Annotated in this window: 22 protein-coding genes; 13 read left to right on the top strand and 9 right to left on the bottom strand. The window is 64.9% G+C overall.

All coding sequences use genetic code 11. From position 1 onward, the window contains the following. Positions 1-133 precede the first annotated feature (133 nt). From fliF to fliR, 13 genes are all read left to right on the top strand, one after another. Positions 134-1,924, top strand: coding sequence for a flagellar basal-body MS-ring/collar protein FliF (gene fliF / locus BN2475_RS17340; protein ID WP_094780733.1), 1,791 nt, complete (start codon positions 134-136; stop codon positions 1,922-1,924). Then, positions 1,914-2,909, top strand: a complete 996-nt coding sequence (gene fliG, locus BN2475_RS17335) for a flagellar motor switch protein FliG (RefSeq protein WP_094780732.1) — start codon at positions 1,914-1,916, stop codon at positions 2,907-2,909. The genes fliF and fliG overlap by 11 nt, the downstream gene beginning before the upstream one ends. Continuing rightward, on the top strand, positions 2,896-3,582 hold the full coding sequence (fliH, locus tag BN2475_RS17330; protein ID WP_174641972.1) for a flagellar assembly protein FliH: 687 nt from the start codon (positions 2,896-2,898) through the stop codon (positions 3,580-3,582). Before fliG ends, fliH begins: the two co-directional genes overlap by 14 nt. Further along, a complete protein-coding gene (fliI, locus tag BN2475_RS17325) occupies positions 3,576-5,228 on the top strand; it encodes a flagellar protein export ATPase FliI (protein WP_094780730.1) in 1,653 nt (550 codons plus the stop codon). Before fliH ends, fliI begins: the two co-directional genes overlap by 7 nt. 14 nt (positions 5,229-5,242) lie before the next feature. Then, the gene (gene fliJ / locus BN2475_RS17320) at positions 5,243-5,692 is read left to right on the top strand and encodes a flagellar export protein FliJ (protein WP_094780729.1); all 450 of its coding nucleotides are present in this window, start codon (positions 5,243-5,245) and stop codon (positions 5,690-5,692) included. A gap of 62 nt (positions 5,693-5,754) precedes the next feature. Continuing rightward, a complete protein-coding gene (locus BN2475_RS17315) occupies positions 5,755-7,356 on the top strand; it encodes a flagellar hook-length control protein FliK (protein WP_094780728.1) in 1,602 nt (533 codons plus the stop codon). A 338-nt stretch (positions 7,357-7,694) separates the two neighbouring features. Continuing rightward, positions 7,695-8,195: a flagellar basal body-associated protein FliL gene (fliL, locus tag BN2475_RS17310; RefSeq protein WP_094780727.1), complete on the top strand. Its 501-nt coding sequence runs from the start codon at positions 7,695-7,697 to the stop codon at positions 8,193-8,195. 63 nt (positions 8,196-8,258) lie between these two features. Further along, complete coding sequence (gene fliM, locus BN2475_RS17305) at positions 8,259-9,257, top strand: flagellar motor switch protein FliM (RefSeq protein WP_094780726.1); 999 nt, start codon at positions 8,259-8,261, stop codon at positions 9,255-9,257. Next, on the top strand, positions 9,250-9,711 hold the full coding sequence (gene fliN / locus BN2475_RS17300) for a flagellar motor switch protein FliN (protein WP_094780725.1): 462 nt from the start codon (positions 9,250-9,252) through the stop codon (positions 9,709-9,711). The genes fliM and fliN overlap by 8 nt, the downstream gene beginning before the upstream one ends. After that, entirely contained in the window at positions 9,708-10,292 is a 585-nt protein-coding gene (gene fliO / locus BN2475_RS17295; protein WP_094780724.1) for a flagellar biosynthetic protein FliO, read from the top strand. The genes fliN and fliO overlap by 4 nt, the downstream gene beginning before the upstream one ends. Positions 10,293-10,321: 29 nt before the next feature. After that, entirely contained in the window at positions 10,322-11,158 is an 837-nt protein-coding gene (fliP, locus tag BN2475_RS17290) for a flagellar type III secretion system pore protein FliP (RefSeq protein ID WP_094780775.1), read from the top strand. Positions 11,159-11,196: 38 nt separating this feature from the next. Beyond that, positions 11,197-11,466: a flagellar biosynthesis protein FliQ gene (gene fliQ, locus BN2475_RS17285; protein ID WP_094780723.1), complete on the top strand. Its 270-nt coding sequence runs from the start codon at positions 11,197-11,199 to the stop codon at positions 11,464-11,466. 34 nt (positions 11,467-11,500) lie between these two features. Further along, a complete protein-coding gene (gene fliR, locus BN2475_RS17280; RefSeq protein ID WP_094780722.1) occupies positions 11,501-12,283 on the top strand; it encodes a flagellar biosynthetic protein FliR in 783 nt (260 codons plus the stop codon). Positions 12,284-12,378: 95 nt separating this feature from the next. Here fliR and flgL read toward each other — a convergent pair whose 3' ends face one another. From flgL to BN2475_RS17235, 9 genes are all read right to left on the bottom strand, one after another. Next, complete coding sequence (gene flgL / locus BN2475_RS17275) at positions 12,379-13,602, bottom strand: flagellar hook-associated protein FlgL (protein ID WP_094780721.1); 1,224 nt, start codon at positions 13,600-13,602, stop codon at positions 12,379-12,381. Positions 13,603-13,612: 10 nt separating this feature from the next. Beyond that, on the bottom strand, positions 13,613-15,586 hold the full coding sequence (gene flgK / locus BN2475_RS17270; protein ID WP_094780720.1) for a flagellar hook-associated protein FlgK: 1,974 nt from the start codon (positions 15,584-15,586) through the stop codon (positions 13,613-13,615). Positions 15,587-15,819: 233 nt separating this feature from the next. Next, positions 15,820-16,596 (bottom strand): flagellar brake protein, encoded by a 777-nt coding sequence (locus BN2475_RS17265; RefSeq protein ID WP_174641970.1) that lies wholly within the window; start codon positions 16,594-16,596, stop codon positions 15,820-15,822. A gap of 371 nt (positions 16,597-16,967) precedes the next feature. Continuing rightward, a complete protein-coding gene (gene flgJ, locus BN2475_RS17260; RefSeq protein ID WP_094780719.1) occupies positions 16,968-17,966 on the bottom strand; it encodes a flagellar assembly peptidoglycan hydrolase FlgJ in 999 nt (332 codons plus the stop codon). 12 nt (positions 17,967-17,978) lie between these two features. Next, positions 17,979-19,151 carry a flagellar basal body P-ring protein FlgI gene (locus tag BN2475_RS17255; protein WP_094780718.1) on the bottom strand — a complete coding sequence of 391 codons (1,173 nt, stop codon included), beginning with the start codon at positions 19,149-19,151 and terminating at the stop codon, positions 17,979-17,981. Between the two features lie 50 nt (positions 19,152-19,201). Beyond that, positions 19,202-19,900, bottom strand: coding sequence for a flagellar basal body L-ring protein FlgH (gene flgH / locus BN2475_RS17250; protein ID WP_094780717.1), 699 nt, complete (start codon positions 19,898-19,900; stop codon positions 19,202-19,204). 29 nt (positions 19,901-19,929) lie between these two features. Then, positions 19,930-20,718, bottom strand: coding sequence for a flagellar basal-body rod protein FlgG (gene flgG, locus BN2475_RS17245; protein WP_094780716.1), 789 nt, complete (start codon positions 20,716-20,718; stop codon positions 19,930-19,932). Between the two features lie 187 nt (positions 20,719-20,905). Further along, positions 20,906-21,664 carry a flagellar basal-body rod protein FlgF gene (gene flgF / locus BN2475_RS17240; protein ID WP_094780715.1) on the bottom strand — a complete coding sequence of 253 codons (759 nt, stop codon included), beginning with the start codon at positions 21,662-21,664 and terminating at the stop codon, positions 20,906-20,908. Between the two features lie 16 nt (positions 21,665-21,680). Then, complete coding sequence (locus BN2475_RS17235; protein ID WP_094780714.1) at positions 21,681-23,189, bottom strand: flagellar hook protein FlgE; 1,509 nt, start codon at positions 23,187-23,189, stop codon at positions 21,681-21,683. Positions 23,190-23,226: the final 37 nt, after the last annotated feature.

The following is a 23,226-nucleotide window of genomic DNA, read 5'->3' as shown; positions in this document are numbered from 1 at the left end:
GCTCTATTCAAGCAATCGGGTTGAGCGGCGCTGCGGATAATTTCAATGGTGAAAGTCTCTGTCCGTGCGCCCGCCGACCCCCGGTGCGGCGGCAGGCGGCAGAACGCAAAGGCATCCCGGAGATACCCGACGCATGGATTCGTCAGCCAACTCTTTGATCAACCCCGATGCCCGCATGGGGCTGGCCGGTGCGCAGCCGGGCGCCGGCGCGGCCGGCAACGGCCAGGCCGGCGGCGCGGCCGACCTCGGCGGACTCGGTGGCATGGGCGGCAACTTCACCCAGCGTCTGTCGGGGCTCGCGCAGATGCGCGGCAACCCACGCGCGCCGCTGATCTTCGCGGTTGCGTTGCTGGTCGCGATCGTCGCCGGGTTGTTCCTGTGGTCGCGAGCGCCGGACTACAAGGTGCTCTACAGCAACCTGTCCGACCGCGACGGCGGCTCGATCATCGCCGCCCTCCAGCAAGCCAACATCCCCTACAAGTTCTCGGATAACGGCAGCGCCATCCTCGTGCCGTCCGAGCAGGTGCACGAGATGCGCCTGCGCCTCGCGTCGCAAGGCCTGCCCAAGAGCGGCTCGGTCGGCTTCGAACTGATGGACAGCCAGAAGTTCGGCATCAGCCAGTTCGGCGAGCAGATCAACTACCAGCGCGCCCTCGAAGGCGAACTGGAACGCACCATCGAATCGATTTCGACGGTGAAGTCGGCGCGCGTGCATCTGGCGATTCCAAAGCCGACCGTTTTCGTGCGCGACCGGGAAGCGCCGTCCGCGGCCGTGCTGGTGAATCTCTATCCGGGCCGCGTGCTCGACGAAGGCCAGGTGGTGGCGATCACCCACATGGTGTCGTCGGCGGTGCCGGAAATGCCGCTGCATGGCGTGACGATCCTCGACCAGGACGGCAACCTGCTGACCCAGCCGGCCAACGGCAGCGGTCTGGACGCGTCGCAGCTGAAGTATCGCCAGCAGATCGAGCGCAACACGCAGCAGCGCATCGACGCGATCCTCGCGCCGCTGTTCGGCTCCGGCAACGCGCACTCGCAAGTCAGCGCCGACATCGATTTCTCGCACAGCGAGCAGACCTCGGAAAACTACGGCCCGAACGGCAATCCGCTGCAGGCGGCGATCCGCAGCCAGCAGTCCAGCAGCGCCACCGAGATGTCGCAAGGCGGCGCGTCGGGCGTGCCGGGCGCGCTCTCGAACCAGCCGCCACAACCGGCGTCCGCGCCGATCACGGCGGCCAACGGTGCAAGCGGCGTGGTTACCACGCCGGTCAGCGACCGCAAGGACTCGACCACCAACTACGAACTCGACAAGACCGTGCATCACATCGACAGGCCGATGGGCGGCATCCGGCGTCTGTCGGTGGCGGTGGTGGTGAACTACATGCGAGTGGTCGACGCGAAGGGTCACGTGAGCATGCAGCCGGTCACCGCCGACAAGCTCGTGCAGGTCAATCAGCTGGTGAAGGACGCGATGGGCTTCGACGCGGCGCGCGGCGACTCGGTCAACGTGGTCAACAGCGCGTTCACTGCCGACGTCGACCCGAACGCCGACTTGCCGTGGTGGCGCACGCCGGACATGCTGGCGCTCGCCAAACAGATCGCGACGTATCTCGGCATCGGTGCGGTCGCCTTGTTCCTGTACTTCGTGATGGTGAAGCCAGCGTTGCGCCGCGCGTTCCCGCCGCCCGAACCCCCTGCCGTCCCCGCGCTGGCATCGCCGGAGGAGCCGGTGCTGCTGGACGGCATTCCGTCCATCGAAGGCGACGGCGCCGTGGTCGAGATCGAAAGCGACAGTGAGAAGCTCGCCCTCGAAAACGCGAAGCACAAATACGAGCGGAACCTGGAGTTCGCACGCAACATCGCGCGCCAGGATCCGAAGATCGTCGCAACCGTCGTGAAAAATTGGGTGTCCGATGAGCGCTGAAGGCGTAGTGAAGAGCGCACTCCTGCTGATGTCGATCGGCGAGGAAGAAGCCGCGCAGGTGTTCAAGTTTCTCGGGCCGCGCGAAGTCCAGAAGATCGGCGTCGCGATGGCCGCGCTGAAGAACGTGACCCGCGAGCAGGTCGACGAAGTGCTGCAGGAATTCGTGCGCGAGGCGGAGCAGCACACCGGCATGTCGCTCGATTCCAACGAGTACATCCGTTCGGTGCTCACCAAGGCGCTCGGCGACGACAAGGCCGGCGTGATCATCGACCGGATCCTGCAAGGCAGCGACACCAGCGGTATCGAAGGCCTGAAGTGGATGGATTCCGCGGCCGTCGCTGAACTCATCAAGAACGAGCATCCGCAGATCATCGCGACCATCCTCGTGCACCTGGACCGCGATCAGGCGTCGGAAATCGTCGCCTGCTTCACCGAGCGTTTGCGCAACGACGTGCTGCTGCGGATCGCGACGCTCGACGGTATCCAGCCGGCCGCGCTGCGCGAACTCGACGACGTGCTAACGGGTCTGCTGTCCGGCAGCGACAACCTCAAGCGCAGCCCGATGGGTGGCATCCGCACGGCGGCCGAGATTCTCAACTTCATGTCGAGCAATCATGAAGAAAGCGTCATCGAGAACGTTCGCACGTACGACGCGGAACTCGCGCAGAAGATCATCGATCAGATGTTCGTGTTCGAGAACCTGCTCGATCTGGAAGACCGCGCGATCCAGCTGTTGCTGAAGGAAGTGGAGTCCGAAGCGTTGATCATCTCGCTCAAGGGCGCGCCGCCCGCGCTGCGCCAGAAGTTCCTGTCGAACATGTCGCAGCGTGCGGCCGAACTGCTCGCCGAAGACCTCGATGCGCGCGGCCCGGTGCGCGTCTCCGAAGTCGAGACGCAGCAGCGCCGCATCCTGCAGATCGTGCGCAACCTGGCCGAGAGCGGTCAGATCGTGATTGGCGGCAAGGCGGAAGATGCGTATGTCTGATCCGAACTCCACAGCGAAGGCGAGCCTCTCGGCCTACCAGCGCTGGGAGATGGCCTCGTTCGATCCGGTGCCACCGGCGCCGCCGCCCGAACCCGAAGTCGACGACGGCGCGTTCGAAGCCGAACTCGAGCGCCTGCGCGAAGCAGCGCACGCCCAAGGCATCGCGTCCGGCCATGTGGCCGGCCAGGCGCTCGGCTACCAGGCCGGTTACGAGCAGGGTCATGCGCAGGGGTTCGAGCAGGGCCAAAGTGAAGCGCGCGAAGAAGCGGCGCGGCTCGCTGCGCTGGCCGCCACCTTCAAGGCGGCGCTCGACGGCGCGCAGGGTGCGATCTCCGAAACGCTCGTGACGCTGGCGCTGGACATCGCGCAGCAGGTGGTGCGCCAGCATGTGCAGCACGACCCGACCGCGCTGATCGCCGCCGCTCGCGAGGTGCTCGCCACCGAACCGGCACTGGCCGGCGCGCCCGCATTGATTGTGAGTCCTGCCGATCTGCCGGTCGTCGAAGCCTATCTGATGGAAGAACTGCAAGCGCGCGGTTGGACCGTGCGCACCGATGCATCGGTGGAGCGCGGCGGTTGCCGCGCGCAGGCCGGCACTGGTGAAGTGGACGCCGGCATCGACACGCGCTGGGAGCGCGTGGCGGCCGCGCTCGGCAAGGTGAGCACGTGGTGAAGCCGACGCTCGAAGAGATACGCGCGAGCGACCTGACGCCGCTCGAACGCGAACTGGCGCTGGCGTCGTTCGGCGCCGAGGCGCTCGCTGACGCGTCGCCGCAAACCGTGGAGCATGGCGCTTCTACAACGGCGGCGGCGGCGGGCGCCTCCAGCCTTGCACAACGACAGCCGGCAACGGAGCCGGCGGCGAGCCGCGAGCCGGCCGCTTCGGCGTTGCCTTCGAGCCTCGCTTCAAACGCCGCCGCTCACCTCCGCTACGATCCCGCGCTCGACAGCAATCCGCACATGCAGGCCTGGCGTGGCCGGCTCGACGCGCTACGCGAGCGCAACGCGCTCGCCCGGCCGTTGCGCGCCTGCGGACGCCTGACGCGCGCCGCCGGTCTGGTGCTCGAAGCCGTGGGCCTGCGCCTGTCGGTCGGCGCCGAAGTGATGATCGAACTGCCGCCCGGCAGTTCGTTGCCCGTGGCCGAAGCTGAAGTGGTCGGCTTCTCCGGCGACAAGCTGTTTCTGATGCCGACTACCGAAGTGATCGGCCTTCTGCCCGGCGCCCGAGTCTATCCGCTCGAAAGCGCACCCATCGCCGACCCGCTGGCGGGCGCGAAGCGTCTGCCAGTCGGCTGGGAACTGCTTGGCCGCGTGCTCGACGCGTCCGGCCGTCCACTCGACGGGCTCGGCCCGCTCGGCGCGCCTGCCGACGCGCCGCTGTCCGCGCCGGTCATCAATCCGCTGAACCGCGAGCCGATTCACCAGGTACTCGATGTCGGCGTGCGCGCGATCAACGCGCTGCTGACCGTTGGCCGCGGCCAGCGCATGGGGCTGTTCGCCGGCTCGGGCGTCGGCAAGTCGGTGCTGCTCGGCACGATGGCGCGCTACACCTGCGCCGAGGTGATCGTGATCGGCCTGATCGGCGAGCGTGGCCGCGAAGTGAAGGAATTCATCGAACAGATTCTCGGCGCAGAGGGTCTCGCGCGCTCGGTGGTGATCGCCGCTCCCGCCGACGTGTCGCCGCTTTTGCGGATGCAGGCCGCCGCCTATTCGACCTCGCTCGCCGAATATTTCCGCGATCAGGGCAAGCACGTGCTGCTGCTGATGGATTCGCTGACGCGTTACGCGATGGCGCAGCGCGAGATCGCGCTCGCGGTCGGCGAGCCGCCTGCGACCAAAGGCTATCCGCCTTCGGTGTTCGCCAAGCTGCCGGCGCTCGTCGAGCGGACCGGCAACGGCCCGGCGGGCGGCGGCTCGATCACCGCGTTCTACACCGTGCTGACCGAAGGCGACGACCAGCAGGACCCGATCGCCGACTCCGCGCGTGCGATTCTCGACGGCCATATCGTCTTGTCGCGCTCGCTCGCCGAGGCCGGCCACTATCCGGCGATCGACATCGAAGCGTCGATTAGCCGGGCAATGACCGCGTTGATCGACGATGACCATCTGAACCGGACGCGTATGTTCAAGCAGATGCTCTCGCGCTATCAGCGCAACCGCGATCTGATCAATGTCGGCGCGTATTCGGCAGGACGCGACGCGGTGCTCGACCGTGCGATCGCGCTGTATCCGCGGATGGAAGCATTTTTGCAGCAGGGTTTTCGGGAATGCGCAAACTTTGAACCGAGCGTCGAGATGCTGAACGCTCTGTTTGCCTGAGGAGGCTGACGACGATGGCGAAACACTTTCCGATCAAGACGCTTGTCGGCCTCGCCAAGGACGATGTGGATGCAGCGGCGCAACGTCTGGGCCGTGCGCAGCGCGAGCGCAACGACGTGCAGACGCAGCTCGACTCGCTCGTGCAGTACCGCGACGAATATCATGCGCGCTTCAACGCGACCGCGCAGAGCGGAATGCCGGCTGGCAACATGCGCAATTTTCAGGCGTTCATCGACACGCTCGACGCGGCCATCGAACAGCAGCGCAATCTGCTGGCCGCCGCCACTGCGCGCGTCGAGGCTGCCAAGCCCGACTGGCAGCGCCAGAAGCAGAAGCTCGGCTCGTACGAAGTGCTGCAGGCACGCGGCGAGGCAGCCGAAGCGAAAACCGCGGCGCGCCGCGATCAGCGCGACGCCGACGAATTCGCCGCGCGAGTTCTGCGAATGCGCGCCGAAGGCGTCTAACCCGAAGCGAGCACCATCTCGCCTGACCGAACACCTCGTTTGACGGATTGACAGGACTCCTTATGTCGCTTCTTTCACAGATCGGCTCGCTGCTTGGCTCCACCGGCACTACCTCGACCAATGCGGCGATGGCCGCCGCGGCGAACGCCACGCCGTTCTCGCAGACCTTGCAGCAGAGCATCGACCAGCAGAACAGCGCGGCGGCGCAAAGCGCGAGCCAGCAGCAGGCTGCGGCGTCGTCCTCGGCGGCGGCGTCGAGCGTGCACGACTCGCCGCCGCCCGCCGCCCGCGCCACCAGCAGCGCGAGCGACACGAGCAGCAGCAGCGGCAGCAGCGCGAGCGACACGAGCAACAGCTCAGGCAGCAGCTCAAGTGGCAGCGGCGCGACTGGCACGGCGACGTCCGCCTCGCCGGCGAGCAACACGCAACAGGCTTCGACCGGCAAAACCGCGGCGACGCCGTCCAGGTCCAGCAATACGACGAACCGGACCGACGCGGGCGCAGCGGCGGCAGCGGCGGCAGCGGCAGCGGCCGCCGCCCAGGCCCAGGCTCAACTACAAGCCCAACTGCAGGCACAAGCCCAGGCGCAGGCCGACGCGAACAGCGCCACGGCGACCACCAGCGACTCCGCCATCGCCACGACCGCCACCGACGCCCTGACAGCGTTGGCCGGCACGGCCGCGAGCGCGACGACCGCCGCTACGTTGGTCAAAAAAACCGCCGCCACCGATCCAACGTCGGTGCAGGACGCGCTGCAAGCAGCACTCGCCGCGCTCGCAGGTGGCCAGGGCGCCGTGTCGACGCAAGCGTTGGCGAGCGGCGCGGCCGTGCATGCCGCGACAGCGTCGAGCGCACTGGCGAGTGCGACCAGCGCGGTGAGCGCAACGGCGAACGGCAAGACGTCGGCGACCGGTTTGCTCGGTGACGGCAAGGGATCGAACGCCTCCAAAGCCGCGTTGACGTCGACCGCGACGGCAACGGCAACGGAGGCGGCGACGCCAACCGATCCCACGGCGGAAAAATCGGCGCTCGACTCGCTGACCGCGACGACTGCCAGCAGCGCGCAGGCCGACAACCCATCGTCCTTCAAGAGCGCGGTCGACGCCGCGAACGCGGCACTGGCCGCAACGCAAGCGGCAGCTACTGCGGCGAGCACGACGGCTGCCGCGCAGACCACCGGCAACGCGAGCGCGGCGGACGCCGCGAACGCGCTCGCGCCGCAGGTCGGCACAACCGACTGGGAAGATGCGCTGAGCCAGAAGGTGGTGTTCCTGTCCAACGCGCATTCGCAGAGCGCGGAGCTGACCTTGAATCCGAAGGATCTCGGCCCGCTTCAGGTTGTCTTGCAGGTTGCCGATAACCATGCACATGCGTTGTTCGTCTCGCAGCACCAGTCGGTCAGAGAGGCCGTCGAAGCGGCATTGCCGAAGCTGCGCGAGGCGATGGAATCCAACGGCATCGGGTTGGGCAGCGCGAGCGTGAGCGACGGCTTCGCGCGCCAGAGCAGCGGCCAGCAAAACGCCGACTCAGGCCGCTCCGGCGGCAAGTCGAGCGGCAGCGGTTCGTTTGCCGGCAACGGCACGTCCGACGCAATCGACACCGTCGACACGGTCGCCAACGTCGCCGTGCAGCGTACGGTGGGGCTTGTCGACACGTTCGCCTGACGGTTTGCCACCGACGCGGCATGCGCCGGTCCGTCCACGCATTGGCCGTTTGCTGACCTGATTCCGGTCGGGCAGCGTGCGCCCTGTCGTGCGCCCTGTCGTGCGCCCTGTCGTGCGCCCTGTCGCGCGCCCTTTCGGACGCTCCGAGCGCGCCGGCCGCGTGTCGAAACATCGCCACGCTGCGTCCGGGGCTGCCTGCCCGCGGGCATGTCCCTGCCGGCTATCCAACCCAAAAACCAGAGATAGCCTGCAATAACCCTTCTTTTCGGCCCATCACCGCACACTCAAATCAACAACAATCACCATCACCAGCACTAAAGGCAAGCAAAGCAAACCTCATGGCAACCACGACCGCAACCCAGCAAGCCGCGCCCGCCTCGCCGGGCCCCTTGAAGCGCATCATCCTGATCGCCCTCATCGCGATCATCGCCGCAGGCGCAGCCGGCGCGGGTGTGTGGTTCTTCATGTCGAAACGCGCTCCGGCCGCCGCTTTGGCCGACGCCGGTCCAGCCCCCGTCGCGGCGCCGCTGTTCTTCCCGCTCGAATCGATGACGGTCAACCTGCAATCGGACGACGGCCAGCCGCACTTCCTGCGCATCGGCCTGACGCTCAAGCTCGGCGATGCGGCAGCCCAGCAGCAGCTCACCGACCATATGCCGGAAGTGCGCAGCCGCATTCTGCTCGCGCTGTCGAACAAGCATCCGGAAGAACTCGCGCCGCTCGAAGGCAAGCGCGCGCTCGCCGAAGAACTCAAGACGCTGATCGAGCAGCCCACCGACAAGGGCACCGCGCCGATCCACGTGCAGGACGTGCTGTTCACCGAATTCGTCGTGCAGTGACGCTCAGTGACGTTATCTAGCGCTGCCATCATCAACCGCCACGGGACGCACGAGGAATAAGCAATGGGCCACGAAGAGTTCATGTCCCAGGAGGAGGTCGATGCCCTCCTCAAGGGCGTCACCGGCGAGTCCGACTCGGAAGCCGAGCAAGGCGACCGGGCGGGTGTACGCCCATACAACATCGCGACGCAGGAACGCATCGTCCGGGGCCGGATGCCCGGCCTCGAAATCATCAACGACCGTTTCGCGCGTCTGTTGCGCGTCGGCATTTTCAACTTCATGCGGCGTTCGGCGGAAATCTCGGTCGGTCCGGTGAAGGTGCAGAAGTACAGCGAATTCACCCGCAACCTGCCGATCCCGACCAACCTGAACCTCGTCCACGTGAAGCCGTTGCGCGGCACGTCGCTGTTCGTGTTCGACCCGAACCTGGTGTTCTTCGTGGTCGATAACCTGTTCGGCGGCGACGGGCGTTTCCATACGCGCGTCGAAGGACGCGACTTCACGCAGACCGAGCAGCGCATCATCATGAAGCTGCTCAATCTGACCTTCGAGCACTACGCGACGTCGTGGAAAAGCGTGCGCCCGCTGCAGTTCGAATACGTGCGCTCGGAAATGCACACGCAGTTCGCCAACGTCGCGACGCCCAACGAGATCGTCATCGTCACGCAGTTCTCGATTGAGTTCGGCACGACGGGCGGCACGCTGCACATCTGCATGCCGTATTCGATGATCGAACCGATCCGCGACATCCTGTCGTCGCCGATCCAGGGCGAGGCGCTCGAAGTCGACCGCCGCTGGGTTCGCGTGTTGTCGCAGCAGGTGCAGGCAGCCGAAGTGGAATTGACCGCCGACCTCGCGCAGTTGCCGGTCACGTTCGAACAGATCCTGAACATGCGCAAAGGCGATGTTCTGCCGATCAACATTCCCGAGCACATCACGGCGAAAGTCGACGGCGTGCCGGTGATGGAATGCGGCTACGGAATTTTCAATGGTCAGTACGCGTTGCGGGTCCAGAAGATGATCAGTGCAGCCGAAACGATGAAGGAAGGTGGATATGAGTGACCTGAACGCGAAGCCCGAGGACGAGCTGGCCGCTGGCGAGCAACTGGCCGCCGGCGCGGCGAGCACCGAGGACGACGACGCGATGGCCGACTGGGCCAGCGCGCTCGCCGAGCAGAACCACAACGCGGAAATCAACACCACGGCGGCCGGCGTGTTCCAGCCGCTGTCGAAAGTCGAGCCGACCTCGACGCGCAACGACATCGACATGATCCTGGACATTCCGGTCCAGATGACCGTCGAACTCGGCCGCACCAAGATTGCGATCCGCAACCTGCTGCAGCTCGCGCAAGGTTCGGTGGTGGAACTGGACGGCATGGCCGGCGAACCGATGGACGTGCTGGTCAACGGCTGCCTGATCGCCCAGGGCGAAGTGGTGGTCGTGAACGACAAGTTCGGTATCCGTCTGACCGACATCATCACGCCGTCCGAACGTATCCGGAAGTTGAATCGATGACACGCATTACCGGTCGCGCCGTGCCGCACGCTGCGCGCGACGTTCTGTTGCGGGCCGCGGTCGCTGCGGCCATCACGGCCACGCTCGACGCGCCGCTCGCCGCGCAGGCGGCCGACATGAACGCGGTCAACCACGCCGCAAGCATCGCTTCCACTGTCGGCGCCGGCACGGCCGTCCCGGCGCTCGGCTTCGGTGCGGTATTGCAAACGATCGTCGGCCTGCTGGTCGTGATCGGTCTGGTGTTCGGTTGCGCCTGGCTCGCGCGCCGCTTCGGCTTGCAGCCGGGCAATCGCGGCGGTCTCGTGAAGACCGTCGGCGGTGCGTCGCTCGGCGGCAAGGAACGGGTCGCGGTGGTCGAGATCGGCGACACGTGGCTCGTGCTCGGCGCGGCGCCCGGCAATGTGCGTCTGCTGCATACGATGCCAGCGGGCGCCGCCGCGCTCGATGCCGTCGCTGGCACGACTCAGCCTCAACCCGGCGCGCATGCGCCGTTGCCTGGCAGCTTCGCTTTACGCTTTCGCGATGCTCTGAAAGGCGAGGTGGGCAAACGTTTCAACGTGCAAGGCGGCGGGGACCGGTAATGCAGTTCAGTTCAACGCAGTTCAGTCCAATGCAGCTGAGTCCCCAGCCGGCGCATCATGCGCGCGCTGCTCGCGGCGCTACCGCTGCTGCGCAAGTCGTCGCCGTGCTGCGCCGCTGCGCGCCGAAGCTTGTGCCTGTGATCCTGCCGGCGCTGATGCTCGCGCTGCCGACGCTGTCGTTCGCGCAAACCGCTGGTCTGCCGGCCTTCAACACGAGCCCCGGTCCGAACGGCGGCACGACCTACTCGCTGAGCGTGCAGACGATGCTGCTGCTCACGATGCTGTCGTTCCTGCCGGCGATGGTGCTGATGATGACGAGCTTCACGCGCATCATCATCGTGCTGTCGCTGCTGCGCCAGGCGCTCGGCACGACCACCACGCCGCCCAACCAGGTGCTGATCGGACTCGCGCTGTTTCTCACGCTGTTCGTGATGTCGCCGGTGCTCGACAGGGCTTATAACGAAGGTTACAAGCCGTTTTCCGATGGCACGATCGCGATGGACCAGGCGGTCTCGCGCGGCGTCGCGCCGTTCAAGACTTTCATGTTGCGTCAAACCCGCGAAACCGATCTCGCGCTGTTCGCCCGCATCTCGCACGCGGCGCCGATGCAAGGTCCGGAAGACGTGCCGTTGTCGTTGCTGGTGCCATCGTTCGTGACCAGCGAATTGAAGACCGGCTTCACGATCGGCTTTACGATTTTCATCCCGTTCCTCATCATCGACATGGTGGTGGCGAGCGTGCTGATGTCGATGGGGATGATGATGGTGTCGCCCGCCACCATCTCGCTGCCGTTCAAGCTGATGTTGTTCGTGCTGGTCGACGGCTGGCAGCTGCTGCTCGGCTCGCTCGCGCAGAGTTTCGTTTAACCGCACATCGTGCCTTTCACGCTTCCGGACCCGTCACCATGAATCAGGAATCCGTCATGACGCTCGCGCACCAGGCCATGTATGTCGGCCTGCTGCTCGCCGCGCCGCTGCTGCTGGTCGCGCTGGTGGTCGGTCTGGTGGTGAGCCTGTTCCAGGCCGCCACGCAGATCAACGAAAGCACGCTGTCGTTCATTCCCAAGCTGCTGGCGATTGCCGTCACGCTGGTGATCGCCGGCCCGTGGATGCTGACGACCATGCTCGACTATCTGCGCCAGACGCTCGCCAACATTCCGACGCTCGTCAACTGAGCGCCGCGCCGGTCCCCACTTCTTCCCTCGCGCGATGTTCTCCGTCACCTACGCGCAACTGAACACCTGGCTCACCGCGTTCCTGTGGCCGTTCGTGCGGATTCTCGCGCTGGTCGCCACCGCGCCGGTGCTCGGCAACCGCTCGGCGCCGATCCGCGTGAAGATTGGCCTTGCGGCCTTCACCACGATCATCGTCGCGCCCACGCTCGGCGCGCTGCCGCAAGTCACGGTGTTCTCCGCCGAAGGCGTGTGGATCATCGTCAACCAGTTCCTGATCGGCATCGCGCTCGGCGTGACCATGCAGATCGTGTTTCAGGCGATCAGCGCGACCGGTGACTTCGTCGGCCTCGGCATGGGTCTCGGCTTTGCCACCTTCTTCGACGCGCAGGCGAGCAGTTCGAGCCAGGTGCTGTCGAGCTACATGAACACCATCGCGATGCTGGTGTTTCTGGCAATCGACGGCCATCTGCAGATGATCGGCGCGCTGCTCGCCACGTTCCAGTCGGTGCCGGTGTCGGCGAACATTCTCGGCGCGCCCGGTTGGCGCACGCTGGCGAATTTCGGCAGCACGGTGTTTTCGGCGGGGCTGCTGCTGTCGCTGCCGGTGGTCGTCGCGCTTCTGATCACCAACCTCGCGCTCGGCATTCTGAACCGCGCCGCGCCGCAGATCGGCGTGTTCCAGATTGGCTTCCCGCTGACCATGCTGATCGGCTTGCTGCTTCTGCAGTTGATGATCCCGAACATGATTCCGTTCTTCACACGGCTGTTCGACGTCGGCATCGATCAGATGGGACGCGTGGCGGCAGGATTCAGATAGCACGCGTCTCTTTCGCATCAGGGTACGCAAAACGAAGCAGGGCGGAACCGGCTCGCACCGGTTCCGCCCTGCTTTGTTTCAAGCCGCGCGTGCGGTCAGCTCAGGTACTGGAACAGCGACATGTTCTGGATTTTCGCGAATGCCTGTTGCGCCGCTTGCAGCGCGGTCTGCGTCATCGTGTACTTGCTGATCGTCTTTGTCATGTCGGTCTGCGTCAGGTCAGCAAGATTGCTCGACGTTTGCAGCGTGTTGGTCTGCGTGACCGTCTGCAGCGCCTGCACTTCCTGCTCACGGCCGCCTACCGCTGCTTGCGCGGTCACGATATTGTTCATCGTGTTCTCGAGCTGGGTCATGCTGGTGGTCAGCGCGCTCTGGAAACTGGCCGTCGAGGCGCCGGTGGTAACCGGTGTTTGCAGTGTGGTGATCAACTGGCTCAGATTGGCGAACACGTCCATGCTGCCTTGCGTGGCCGGCGTCACTGTGAAACTGTCGCCTGCGTTCGGCGCGCCGGTGATCGTGACCGACTGACCGCCAATCGTGATGGCCGAACCGGACGTGAACGTCTGGGCCGCGCTCGTGGTCACCGCGCCGGTCGCCGGATTGGTCTGGCTGATGGTGTAGGTGGTCGCCGATGAAAAGGCGATCGAATACTTGTCCGCATTCGTCGGATCGGTCGGATTGTTCAGGCTCACCTGGCTCACCACGCCGGTGCCGGTGTTGCCGGTGGCCGCGGCCGGCACCGAACTCGTACCGATCGGCGCCACGCTGCCGAAGATCGCAATGCCGTTGTCGCCGGTCTGCACGATGTGCGAGTCGGTGACCTGTACGGCAGGCGTGCCGGTGTCGCCCGAATAGGTCACGACGCCGGCGGCGTTGGTGGTGTACGGCTGCGCGGTGCTTTGATAACCGGCGAACAGATAGTTGCCCTGCGGATCGGTCGAATTGGCAAGCGTCATCAACTGGCTGCGCAAGCTTTGGAGTTGCGTCGCGATCGAGCCGCGATCGCCGTCGTTGAGCGAACCGTCGCCGGCGCGCAGCACCAGCGTGTGAATGCTTTGCAACACGGTGTTGACGCTGCCGAGCGTGGTGTCTTCCTGCTGCAGCGAGGCGAGCGCGGTGGTCTGATTGGTCGTGTACTGCGCGAGAGTCGTCCCCGTCGTGCTCAACTGCACCGCCTGCGCCGCGCCGAGCGGATTGTCCGACGGTGTGGAGAGGCTCACGCCGCTCGAAATCTCGGCGTACAACTGCGACAACTGAGCTTGCTGATCGCTCATCGTCGCCACGTTCATGCTGAAGTACTGCGTACTGGAGATGCGCATGTTCAACGCCTCACTGGAAGATGCCGAGCAACGTCTGGAACAGGGTCTGCGCGGTCTGAATGACCTTGCTGTTGGCCTGATAGAGCTGCTGATACTGAAGCAGGTTGGCTGCTTCCTCATTAAGGTTCACGCCCGACACCGACTGCTGCGCGGTGGTGATCTGCGTCACCAGCGACGTCTGTGCCGTGCTGGCGGTCTGAACCTGGTTGGTCTGGTTGCCGATCTGGTTGACGTAGTTCGCATACGCGCCCGTCAGCGTGACCGTGCCGCCCGACATCACTTTCGCAGTGGAGAGGTTCGACAGCGCTAGCGCGTTGCGGCCGTCGTTGGACGCGCCGGTATTCGGGCCGATGGTGAACGTGTCGCCCGCGGCCGGTGCGCCGCTGAGCGTCACCGACACGTTGTTCATCTGGCCGGCGGTCGCGTTGTTGATCGTGAGCGCGGCGCCCGTGCTCGACGAATACGGCACGACGGTCGCCGTGCTGGCGATCGTGTACGTGGTCGCGGGCGAGCCCGCCACCGTCACCGTCGAACCTGCCGGGAAGCCGGACAGGCCCGTGCCGTCGTACGAGAGCGTGGTAGTCGAGTTCGGCATGGTGTAGCCGGCCGTCACCGTGCCTTGCGTGATCGTGCCGGTGCCGGTGTTGCTCGATGAGGCCGCGGCCAGCACCGGCGCCGCGGCGGCAATTGCCGATGCGTCGGTGGTGGCGGCCGCGAAGCTGTTCAGCGCGCCACGGGTCGGCTCGACCGTGAACGAGTCGCCGGCATTCATCGTGCCGGTGGTCGAGAAATTCAGGCCGTTGATCGGCTGGCTCAGGCTGGTCGCCGAACCCACTACCGAGCCCGTCGAATTGTCGGTCAGCGTGTAGGTCGTGCCGTTGTAGGCCAGTGTGTAGTCGCCGGTGCTCGGTTGCGTGGCGTCGGCGAACGATACGTTCAGCGTCGCGTTGCCGGTGTTTTGCGTATTCGCGTAGACCGTCGGGCTGCCCACCGAGAACAGCGCGCTCCCCTTCGCGCCGGCGAGCGTAATGCCCAGCCCGTTCTGCGCGTTGACCTGCGAGGCGAAGCTCACGGCAATCGCGCCGAGTTGCGCTTCGCCCGGATCGAGCGTCTGACTGCGGAATGCGACCAGACCGCCGAGCGTGCCGCCTTCGATCTTGCTGTCAGGCAGGTTTTGCGGCGTCGCGGCCGGATTGGCGCCGGCCTGGCCGAGATACTGCACGGACAGTTCGCTGGTGTCGCCCGTCGAAGACGCGGTGCCCAGGTTGTAGCTGTTGCCGGCCGACACGAGCGGCTGGCCGTTGCTCATGAATACGCTGTAACTGCCGTTGCTGTTGACGACCTGCACGCCGATCAGCTGCGACAGGTTGGACACGGCGAGATCGCGCTGATCCAGCAACTGGTTCGGCGGCTGGCCTTGCGTGCTGGCCGCGGCGATCTGACCATTCAACTGCGCGATCTGCTGCGAGTAGCTGTTGATCTGCGAGACGGTGTTGGTGAGCTGCGTGTTGACGCTCTGGCGCAGCGCGTCGTATTGCTGACCCGCGGCATTGATCTGGTTTGCCAACGTCTGCGCGGCGCTGATTGCGGTCTGCCGCGTGGCGAGACTCGACGCACTGTTCGAGACGTTCTGCAAGCTGGTGAAGTAACTGGTGATCGCGCTCGCAATCCCGGAGGTCGGGCTGCCGATCACATTGTTCAGTTGCGAAATCAGCGAGTTGTAGGTCGACAGCGAGCTGCTCGACGACTGCGCGTTGTTCAGTTCAGTGGTCAGATACTGGCTGTACTGGCGCTTCACGGTGACCGTCGTGACGCCTTGCGGCAGATAGCCCGAACCCGTGTACTGGCCGTCGCTTTCCGCGTACACCGGCGTTTCGATGGTGTAGCCGGCCGTCGACGCGTTGCTGATGTTCTGGCCAGTCGTCGTGAGTCCCCACTGGGCTGCGTTCAGTCCACTGAGGCCGAGATTGATGAGATTGGACATTCGTCATCCTGAAGGGCGACACCGCAGACATGCCGCCGCGTTACTTGAACATCCTGTTTAACGGCCCGCGGCGTGAAAAATTAAGGGCCATTCCGAGGCGTGCGCGACGTTTGTTGCAACGTTTGCGAGGCTTGCCTCACGCGCTTGTGATAGGGCTCGCGTGACGCGGGCAGCCTGCACGCATCCCTCATGCATCCCTCAGTATCCGAGCGCGTTGCCAGTCCAGCCTTCGCTCAGCGCACCAGCGAACGCCGCTTCATTTCAAGCTGCGTAATCAGACGTTGCAGCGTGTTTTCAGCACTGCCCGGCAGCGTCACAAAACGGAAACCGAGTTGATAGCGCCGCGTGCCGTTCGGCAGCGCGGTGGCGCGATGCGACACGAGTTGCAGATCGAGCGAGAGCCGGCCAAGCCCCCCGCCGAACGACAACTCGCAATCCAGCAGACGCGTGCCCATCGGCAGTTCGGCCACGCGCTCGTCGGTGGTGCGCATGCCGACGCCGCCGAGCGACAGGTCGTGCACTTCGAAGCGGAACGTGTCGCCTTCCGGGAGCCGGCCGCTGCACATGTACGGATTGAGAATGGGCGCATCGACACGGAAATATTCGCGGCGTTGCACGTAAAACAGCACCTCGGGGAAGTCGGCCTCGAATGCGGGTAGTCCTTCGAAACGCGTCTCGCGCGGCGTCGCGGTCGCGAACTCGACGCGCACGCCGTCCGGCGTCGCGTGAAACTGACAGCGCGGCGCGGCCAGCAGGCCATTGTTCTGCTCGGGCAGCGCGCCCCAATCGAAGGTGAAGGTGCGCCCGCGTACGTCAACGTCGAGCAGGCGCGTCACCAATTGGCCGCCGGCATATTCGACGGTGAGGAAATCGGCGCGATTGACGAGGTTGCGCAACTGAACGCCGATCTCAAGCGGGTTGCGACGGCCGAAATCGGGAGCGCCTTCGTCTTGCGGGGCGTGCGGCTGACCGTGCGGGTCGGTCTGACCGTTCGACTGGTTCATATCCATGGGCTTGCCGGTATGCATGTTCTTGCGGGCGCGTGCCAAGGCTGCTGCCGTGGCTTTCTCGCAACCTTCATGAAAGCCGCGGCACGCGCATTCTGCCGGAACTTACGACGGTTTCCGGCATTGTGTCTAACTCGTTAGCGGCAGCATCGGGCCAAAATTTAGGGGCCCGGAATGAAAATATTTGCCGCAAACGTTAAAACGCAATTTGCCTGTCGTGGCTGGACCGGCCACCCGAAGGGCGGCTGGTCTCGTCCGGCTTGCCATGCGCCTTGCCCCATCACATCCATGCTTTTTGATCGGCAAAATCAACCTGCTTCAGGCGAGCGCCAGTGAATCTCGCACTCGCGCCGCTTTGCCCGATCGACGGCAGATCAGCCCATCTTCTGCATGATGGACATCAGTTTCTTCGCGTAGTGTGGGTCGGTCGCATAGCCCGCGCGCTGCATGCCGTTGGCAAAGCCGTTCACGTCGTGCGAGGAATTGATCACCTGCGCATAACGCGGGTTGTCCTTGAGCATGCTCGCGTAGTCGGTCATCGCTTCCTGATACGAATCGTACGCGCGGAATTTCTCGACGGTGCGCTGCGGCTTGCCGTTCACATACTCGGTCGTCACGGTCGACACGGTCTTGCCGGTCCAGTCCTTGGTCGCCTTGATACCGAACACGTTGTGGCTGGTCGAGCCGTCGGCCTTCTTGATCTCGCTCTTGCCCCAGCCCGATTCGAGCGCGGCCTGGCCGATGATGAAGCGCGCCGGAATGCCGGTCGCGGCGCTCGCGGCCTGGGCCGGCGCGGCCAGCTTGTCGACGAACGCGTCCACCTTCGGCGAACTGCCGTCGCCGCGCAACGGCGGCGTCAATGCGCTATTGGCCGAGTAGCCCTTGCCCATCGCCAGCTGACCGTTGGCCTGGGCGTTGCCAAAGGCTTTCGCGAGCGCGTTCAGCGCCGCGGTCTGGCCTTCGTCGCCGCCGCTGCCGCCGCCCAGCGCATTGGCCATGCCGGCAAGCCCGCCGGCGCCGCCCGCACCACTTGCGCCGCCGCTCACCTGCATGCCTTGATTGCGCATCAGCTGCTTGAGCATCGCATCGGCCACGCCGATGCCCTTCTTCGATAACTGTTGCGCCAACTGCTGATCCATCATCGACGTGAAGGTGGCGCTATCGTGCGAATCGAACGGACCGTCCTGGGGCGTCGCGTCGCGCATGCTCTTCAACATCATCTGCGTGAAGACGGCGTCGAACTGCTGCGCAGCCATCTTCATGCCGGCTTGCGGCGAAGCCTTGGCTTGCGCGCTCAGGCTGGCGAAGCCCTGTACGTCGAGGGCAAACCGCTGGGTCAGGTCGTTCGCGGTATTGGTCGTATCCGAATTCATCTGGCGTCTTCCTTAGATGATTTCCAGGTCGGCGCGCAACGCACCCGCCGCCTTCATGGCCTGCAGGATCGACATCAGATCCGCGGGCGTCGCACCCAATGCATTGAGTGCCTTCACCACTTCGGCGAGATTCGCGCCGGCGGTCACGAGCTTCAATGCGCCGTTGTCCTGCTTCATCTGAATCTGCGACTGCTGCGCGACCACCGTCTGGCCGTTCGAGAACGCACCCGGCTGGCTCACCACCGGCTGCGTGTTGATCACCACCGAGAGATTGCCGTGTGCGACCGCGCAGTTCTGCAGCGTGACCATCTGGTTCATCACGATCGAGCCGGTGCGCGCGTTCAGGATCACCTTAGCGGCGGCCTGTGCCGGCCTGATGTCGAGATTCTGCAATTGCGCCATGAACGACACCTGCTGCTGCGGATCGCTCGGCGCGCGCAACTGGATGGTGCGGCCGTCGAGCGCCGTGGCGGTGTCGCTGCCGAACGCGTTGTTGACGGCCGCGACCACGCGTTGCGTGGTGTCGTAGTCCATCTCGTTCAGATCGAGCTGCATGGTGCCCGCCTGCGATACCGAGGTCGGCACCGCGCGTTCGACGATCGCCCCGCCGGCGATGCGACCCGCGGCGAGCGTATTGACCTGCACCTTGCTGCCGTTGGCGCTCGCGCCGGCGCCGCCGACCGCCAGGTTGCCCTGGCCGAGCGCGTACACCTGGCCGTCGGCGCCCTTGAGCGGCGTGAGCAGCAGCGTGCCGCCGCGCAGGCTCTTGGCATTGCCGAGCGACGACACGGTGACGTCGATCGCTTCGCCCGGCCGTGCGAACGGCGGCAGCACCGCCGTCACCATCACTGCGGCGACGTTCTTCAACTGGATGTTCGACAGCGACGACTGCGAGTTGCTCGACCCCGCCGCCTGGTTGTTGATCGAGATGCCGAGGTTCGCCAGCATGTTGGCGAGCGTCTGCGTGGTGAACGGCGTCTGGGTGGTCTGGTCACCCGTGCCGTCGAGGCCGACCACCAGTCCGTAGCCGATCAACGGATTGTCACGCACGCCCTGGATCTGCGCGAGATCCTTGAGCCGTTCGGCACGTGCGGGGGTGACGGCCGGCAACGCCGCGCATGCGAGCGCGGCGAACGCGAGCGCACGGCCCGCGCGGGCTAGGGTCGCCAACCCGGCGCGGCGCATCGACGCGATGGAGCTTGCGCCAGCGCAAAGAGCGGAGATAGGTCGCATGATCACCACGGCGCCACGTTGAGGAAGAACCGCTGCAGCCAGCCCATGTTCTGCGCTTCGTCGATATAGCCCTTCGCGGAGTATTCGATTTTCGCGTCGGCCACCTGGGTCGAGTAGACAGCATTCAGGCTGGAAATCGTGTTCGGGTTCACCACACCGGAGAAGCGCACGAACTCGTTGCCCTGGTTGATCAGCATCTGCTTCTCGCCGCTCACGATCAGGTTGCCGTTCGCTTGCACGCCCGTCACCGTGACGGTGATCGTGCCGTTGAACGTATTCGACGCATTCGCGCCGCCGGTGCCGGCAAACACGTTGGCGCCGCTCGCGCTCAAATTGGCCTTGCCGAACAGCCCGCCGAGAAAGCCCGCGGTCGGCACGCTGAAGTTCGTGTTGCCGTTGTGGCCCGCATTGGCGCCCGAGGACTTGGTCGCGTTGATGTTTTCGGCAATCACGATCGTGATGATGTCGCCGACATTGCGCGGCCGCTGGTCTTCGAACAGCGGCCGGCCCGCGTAGCCGGGGTTGAAGATCGAGCCCGGCGCCTGAGCCTGCGGCGGGACCGGCGGCACCGCGATCATCGGCTGCTGCGTGATCGGCTCTTTCGGCACGAGACCGCAAGCGCCCAGGGCCGCGAGCAGCGTGAGCTGCACGAGCGCCTGAGCCGTGCGCGAATGAACCGGGATGCGTGAGAAGTGCGACATCTTGATTACCGCCTTTAATTCCCAGTCCCTCAAACCTGCATCTGGCTGAGGGTTTGCAGCATCTGGTCGGAGGTCGTCACGGCCTTGCTGTTGATTTCGTACGCGCGCTGCGTCTGGATCATGTTCACCAGTTCCTGCACCACGTTCACGTTCGACGCTTCCACATAGCCCTGATTCAGCGTGCCGGCGCCGTTCAGGCCCGGCTGCGCGATGTTCGGCGCGCCCGACGAAGCCGTTTCCGAGAACAGGTTTTCGCCCTTCGCATCCAGACCGGCCGGGTTGATGAAGGTGGCGAGCTGCATCGAGCCGAGCTGCTGGCTATTGGTCGAACCGGCGACCGTGATCGACACCACGCCGTCGCTGCCGATGGTGAGCGACGTCGCGTTGGTCGGGATCGTGATGGCCGGAATCACCTGATAGCCGCTCGACGTGACGAGCTGCCCTTGCGCGTTGGTCTGGAACGAACCGTCGCGCGTGTAGGCGGTGGTGCCATCGGGCATCTGCACCTGGAAGAAACCTGCTCCGTTGATTGCGATGTCCTTCGAGTTACCGGTTTGCTGCAGGTTGCCCTGGGTATACAGACGCTCGGTCGCGACCTGTTGCACACCGGTGCCGAGCTGGATGCCGGACGGCAGTTCGGTTTGCTGCGTCGAGTTCGCACCCGGCTGGCGGATGGTCTGGTACAGCAGGTCCTCGAACACTGCGCGCGAGCCTTTGAAGCCGTTGGTGCTGACGTTCGCGAGGTTGTTCGAGATCACGTCCATCTGCGCCTGTTGCGCATTCATGCCGGTAGCGGCGATGTAGAGCGAGCGATTCACAATTCTTCTCCTGTGTCGACCAGAGTTGGCGCTTTAGCGCCTACTCTGGTCCCATGCTGAGGTCTGACTGGAGTTAGCGCTTCAGCGCTTACTCCAGGCCCTCAGCGGTCGACTGGAGCTGGCGCTTCAGCGCCTACTCCGGTCCCATGCTGAGGTCTGACTGGAGTTAGCGCTTCCGCGCTACCCATTATCCGAAGCTAAGCAGCTGATTAGCAGACTGGTCGTTCTTGTCGGCGTTTTCGAGCAGCTTGGTCTGCATCTGGAACTGCCGTGCGTTGGTGATCATCGACACCATCGCGCTGACCGGATTCACATTGCTGCCTTCAAGCGACGCCGGCGCAAGCGTGACAGCCGGATCAGCGTCGGCGGCGTTGCCGTCGGCGGTGCGAAAGAGGCCGTCGTCGCCACGCTTCATGGTTTGCGGGTCCGGATTCACCAGCTTCAACTGATCGACTGTCACCACGGCAGTCGGCGGATCGCCCGGCGTCAACGCGGACACCGTGCCGTCCTTGCCAATCGTGATCTGCGCGCCCGGCGGCACCGACACCGGCCCGCCGTTGCCGAGCACCACCTGATTGGTGGCGTTCACGAGCTGCCCGTTTTCGTCGATGTGCAGGTTGCCGGCGCGCGTATAAGCCTCGTTGCCATCGGCGGTCTGCACCGACAGCCAGCCCGGCCCCTGGATCGCGACGTCGAGCGGGTTGCCCGTCTGCTGGATCGGCCCCGGCGTATAGTCCGCGCCCGGCGTCGACGACAGCACGAAAGTGCGGGTGGTGTTGTCGTTGATCGAGCTGCCGTCGCCGAACGACATCGGCACGGCCCGGAAAGTCTCGAGTTGCGCGCGAAAGCCGGTGGTCGAGGCGTTCGCGAGATTGTTCGCAACGATAGCCTGCTGTTCGAGCGCCTGGGCGCTGCCCGACATCGCGGTGTAGATCAGCCGATCCATGATGGGTCCCGGTCGCTTACAGGTTGATCAGGGTCTGGTCGACGGTCTGCTGGGTCTTGATCGTCTGCGCGTTCGCCTGATAGTTGCGCTGCGCCGTGATCAGGTTCACCAGTTCGCTCGTCAGGTCGACGTTCGAGTTCTCCACCGCGCCGCCTTGCAGCACGCCGTGATTGGTCGAGCCCGGCGTGGAGATCTGCGCGACACCCGATTGCGAGGTCTGCTGGAACTCGTTGTTGCCGAGGTTCACGAGGCCGTTCTGGTTCGCGAAGTTCGCCAGCACGATCTGGCCGAGGGACGCCGTTTGCTGGTTCGAATAGTTGCCGGTCAGCGTGCCGTCGGAGCCGATCGTGAAGCTGGTCAACGTGCCGGCTGCATAGCCATCGGGCTGCAGCGAGTTCACGCCGTCCTTGCCGCCGTACTGCGTCGTGCCGGCGATGTTCAGCGTCAGGTTCTGCGGCGTCGACGAACCGTCGGTGGTCGGCACACTGAAGTTGAAGACGAACGGCGTCGTGGTGGCGACGCCGGCCGCATCGGTCGTGCCGAGCAGCGTGCCCGACGAGTTGAAGTTCGCGTGGCCGATCAGTTGCGCGGTGCCCGTCGAGGTGCCCGCGTAGACGTCCCACGTGCCCGCCGCCGTCTTGGCGAAGTACATGTTGACCGTCTGCGAGCCGCCGAGCGAGTCGTACACCGTCGTGCTGGTCGAGTAGTTGTATGTCGACGAGCTGTTCTGGTTGAACGCGACCGCAACCGGCGCAACCGTGTAGTTGTCGCCGGTCGCCGGTACGCCGGTGAACGTGATGGTCTGGCCGTTGCCGAGCGAGATCGCCGTGCCAGCGGTATAGGTGCCGGACGTCGAGGTGCCGAGCGTGCTGTCCGTGACCGTGTAGGCAGTGGCGCTCGTGAACGTGACCGTGTAGTTGTCGTTATTCGTGCCCGAGGCAGTGTTCGTGATCGTCGCGCCGGTCGTCGTGAGCGTGCCGGTGTTGGTGGCGCCGGCCGTCACGGTCGGCGTGCCCAGCATCAGCGGGTCCTGTGCGTTCAGGTTCAGACCGGCGACGATCTTGGTAGTCGCCTGCGGCGCGATGTTCGCGGTCGGCACGGTGAGCGGCACGGTTTGCGCGGTGTTGATGATCCCCGTGCTGTTGGCGGCGTAGCCCATCAGTTGCAGCCCTTGCTCGTTGGTGATGTAGCCGTTCTTGTCGAGCTGGAACACGCCATTGCGCGAGTACACCAGCGAGCCGTTGTTCGAGAGCTGGAAGAAGCCGTTGCCGTTGATCGCGACGTCGAGCGCCTGATTGGTGCTGGTGATCGTGCCTTGCGCGAACTGCTGTTGCACTTCCGAGAGCTTCGTGCCGATGCCGATCTGGTTGCCCACCGCGGTCGCGACGGAATTGGCGTACATGTCCGCGAATTGCGCGGCGCCGCTCTTGAAACCAACCGTATTCGCGTTGGCGATGTTGTTGCCGATCACGTCGAGATCGCTCGACGATGCCGACAAACCACTCAAACCTTGTTGGTAACCCATGACGTTCTCCGTATCTGGAAAGTCGTAACCGAATTAA

This window comes from Paraburkholderia ribeironis (genome assembly GCF_900019265.1).
In the GTDB taxonomy this organism is placed as follows: domain Bacteria; phylum Pseudomonadota; class Gammaproteobacteria; order Burkholderiales; family Burkholderiaceae; genus Paraburkholderia; species Paraburkholderia ribeironis.
This window is presented reverse-complemented; position numbering and strand designations above follow the sequence as displayed.

Bases quoted from the DNA above. Each gene is read 5' to 3' on its own strand.
- flgL (WP_094780721.1), bottom strand. From the start codon at position 13,602: ATGCGCATCTCCAGTACGCAGTACTTCAGCATGAACGTGGCGACGATG.
- fliH (WP_174641972.1), top strand. From the start codon at position 2,896: ATGCGTATGTCTGATCCGAACTCCACAGCGAAGGCGAGCCTCTCGGCC.
- fliG (WP_094780732.1), top strand. From the start codon at position 1,914: ATGAGCGCTGAAGGCGTAGTGAAGAGCGCACTCCTGCTGATGTCGATC.
- BN2475_RS17315 (WP_094780728.1), top strand. From the start codon at position 5,755: ATGTCGCTTCTTTCACAGATCGGCTCGCTGCTTGGCTCCACCGGCACT.
- BN2475_RS17235 (WP_094780714.1), bottom strand. From the start codon at position 23,189: ATGGGTTACCAACAAGGTTTGAGTGGTTTGTCGGCATCGTCGAGCGAT.
- flgJ (WP_094780719.1), bottom strand. From the start codon at position 17,966: ATGAATTCGGATACGACCAATACCGCGAACGACCTGACCCAGCGGTTT.
- fliP (WP_094780775.1), top strand. From the start codon at position 10,322: ATGCAGCTGAGTCCCCAGCCGGCGCATCATGCGCGCGCTGCTCGCGGC.
- fliF (WP_094780733.1), top strand. From the start codon at position 134: ATGGATTCGTCAGCCAACTCTTTGATCAACCCCGATGCCCGCATGGGG.
- BN2475_RS17265 (WP_174641970.1), bottom strand. From the start codon at position 16,596: ATGGATATGAACCAGTCGAACGGTCAGACCGACCCGCACGGTCAGCCG.
- fliN (WP_094780725.1), top strand. From the start codon at position 9,250: ATGAGTGACCTGAACGCGAAGCCCGAGGACGAGCTGGCCGCTGGCGAG.
- flgH (WP_094780717.1), bottom strand. From the start codon at position 19,900: ATGTCGCACTTCTCACGCATCCCGGTTCATTCGCGCACGGCTCAGGCG.
- flgF (WP_094780715.1), bottom strand. From the start codon at position 21,664: ATGGATCGGCTGATCTACACCGCGATGTCGGGCAGCGCCCAGGCGCTC.
- flgK (WP_094780720.1), bottom strand. From the start codon at position 15,586: ATGTCCAATCTCATCAATCTCGGCCTCAGTGGACTGAACGCAGCCCAG.
- fliL (WP_094780727.1), top strand. From the start codon at position 7,695: ATGGCAACCACGACCGCAACCCAGCAAGCCGCGCCCGCCTCGCCGGGC.
- fliQ (WP_094780723.1), top strand. From the start codon at position 11,197: ATGAATCAGGAATCCGTCATGACGCTCGCGCACCAGGCCATGTATGTC.
- BN2475_RS17255 (WP_094780718.1), bottom strand. From the start codon at position 19,151: ATGCGCCGCGCCGGGTTGGCGACCCTAGCCCGCGCGGGCCGTGCGCTC.
- fliR (WP_094780722.1), top strand. From the start codon at position 11,501: ATGTTCTCCGTCACCTACGCGCAACTGAACACCTGGCTCACCGCGTTC.
- fliO (WP_094780724.1), top strand. From the start codon at position 9,708: ATGACACGCATTACCGGTCGCGCCGTGCCGCACGCTGCGCGCGACGTT.
- fliJ (WP_094780729.1), top strand. From the start codon at position 5,243: ATGGCGAAACACTTTCCGATCAAGACGCTTGTCGGCCTCGCCAAGGAC.
- fliM (WP_094780726.1), top strand. From the start codon at position 8,259: ATGGGCCACGAAGAGTTCATGTCCCAGGAGGAGGTCGATGCCCTCCTC.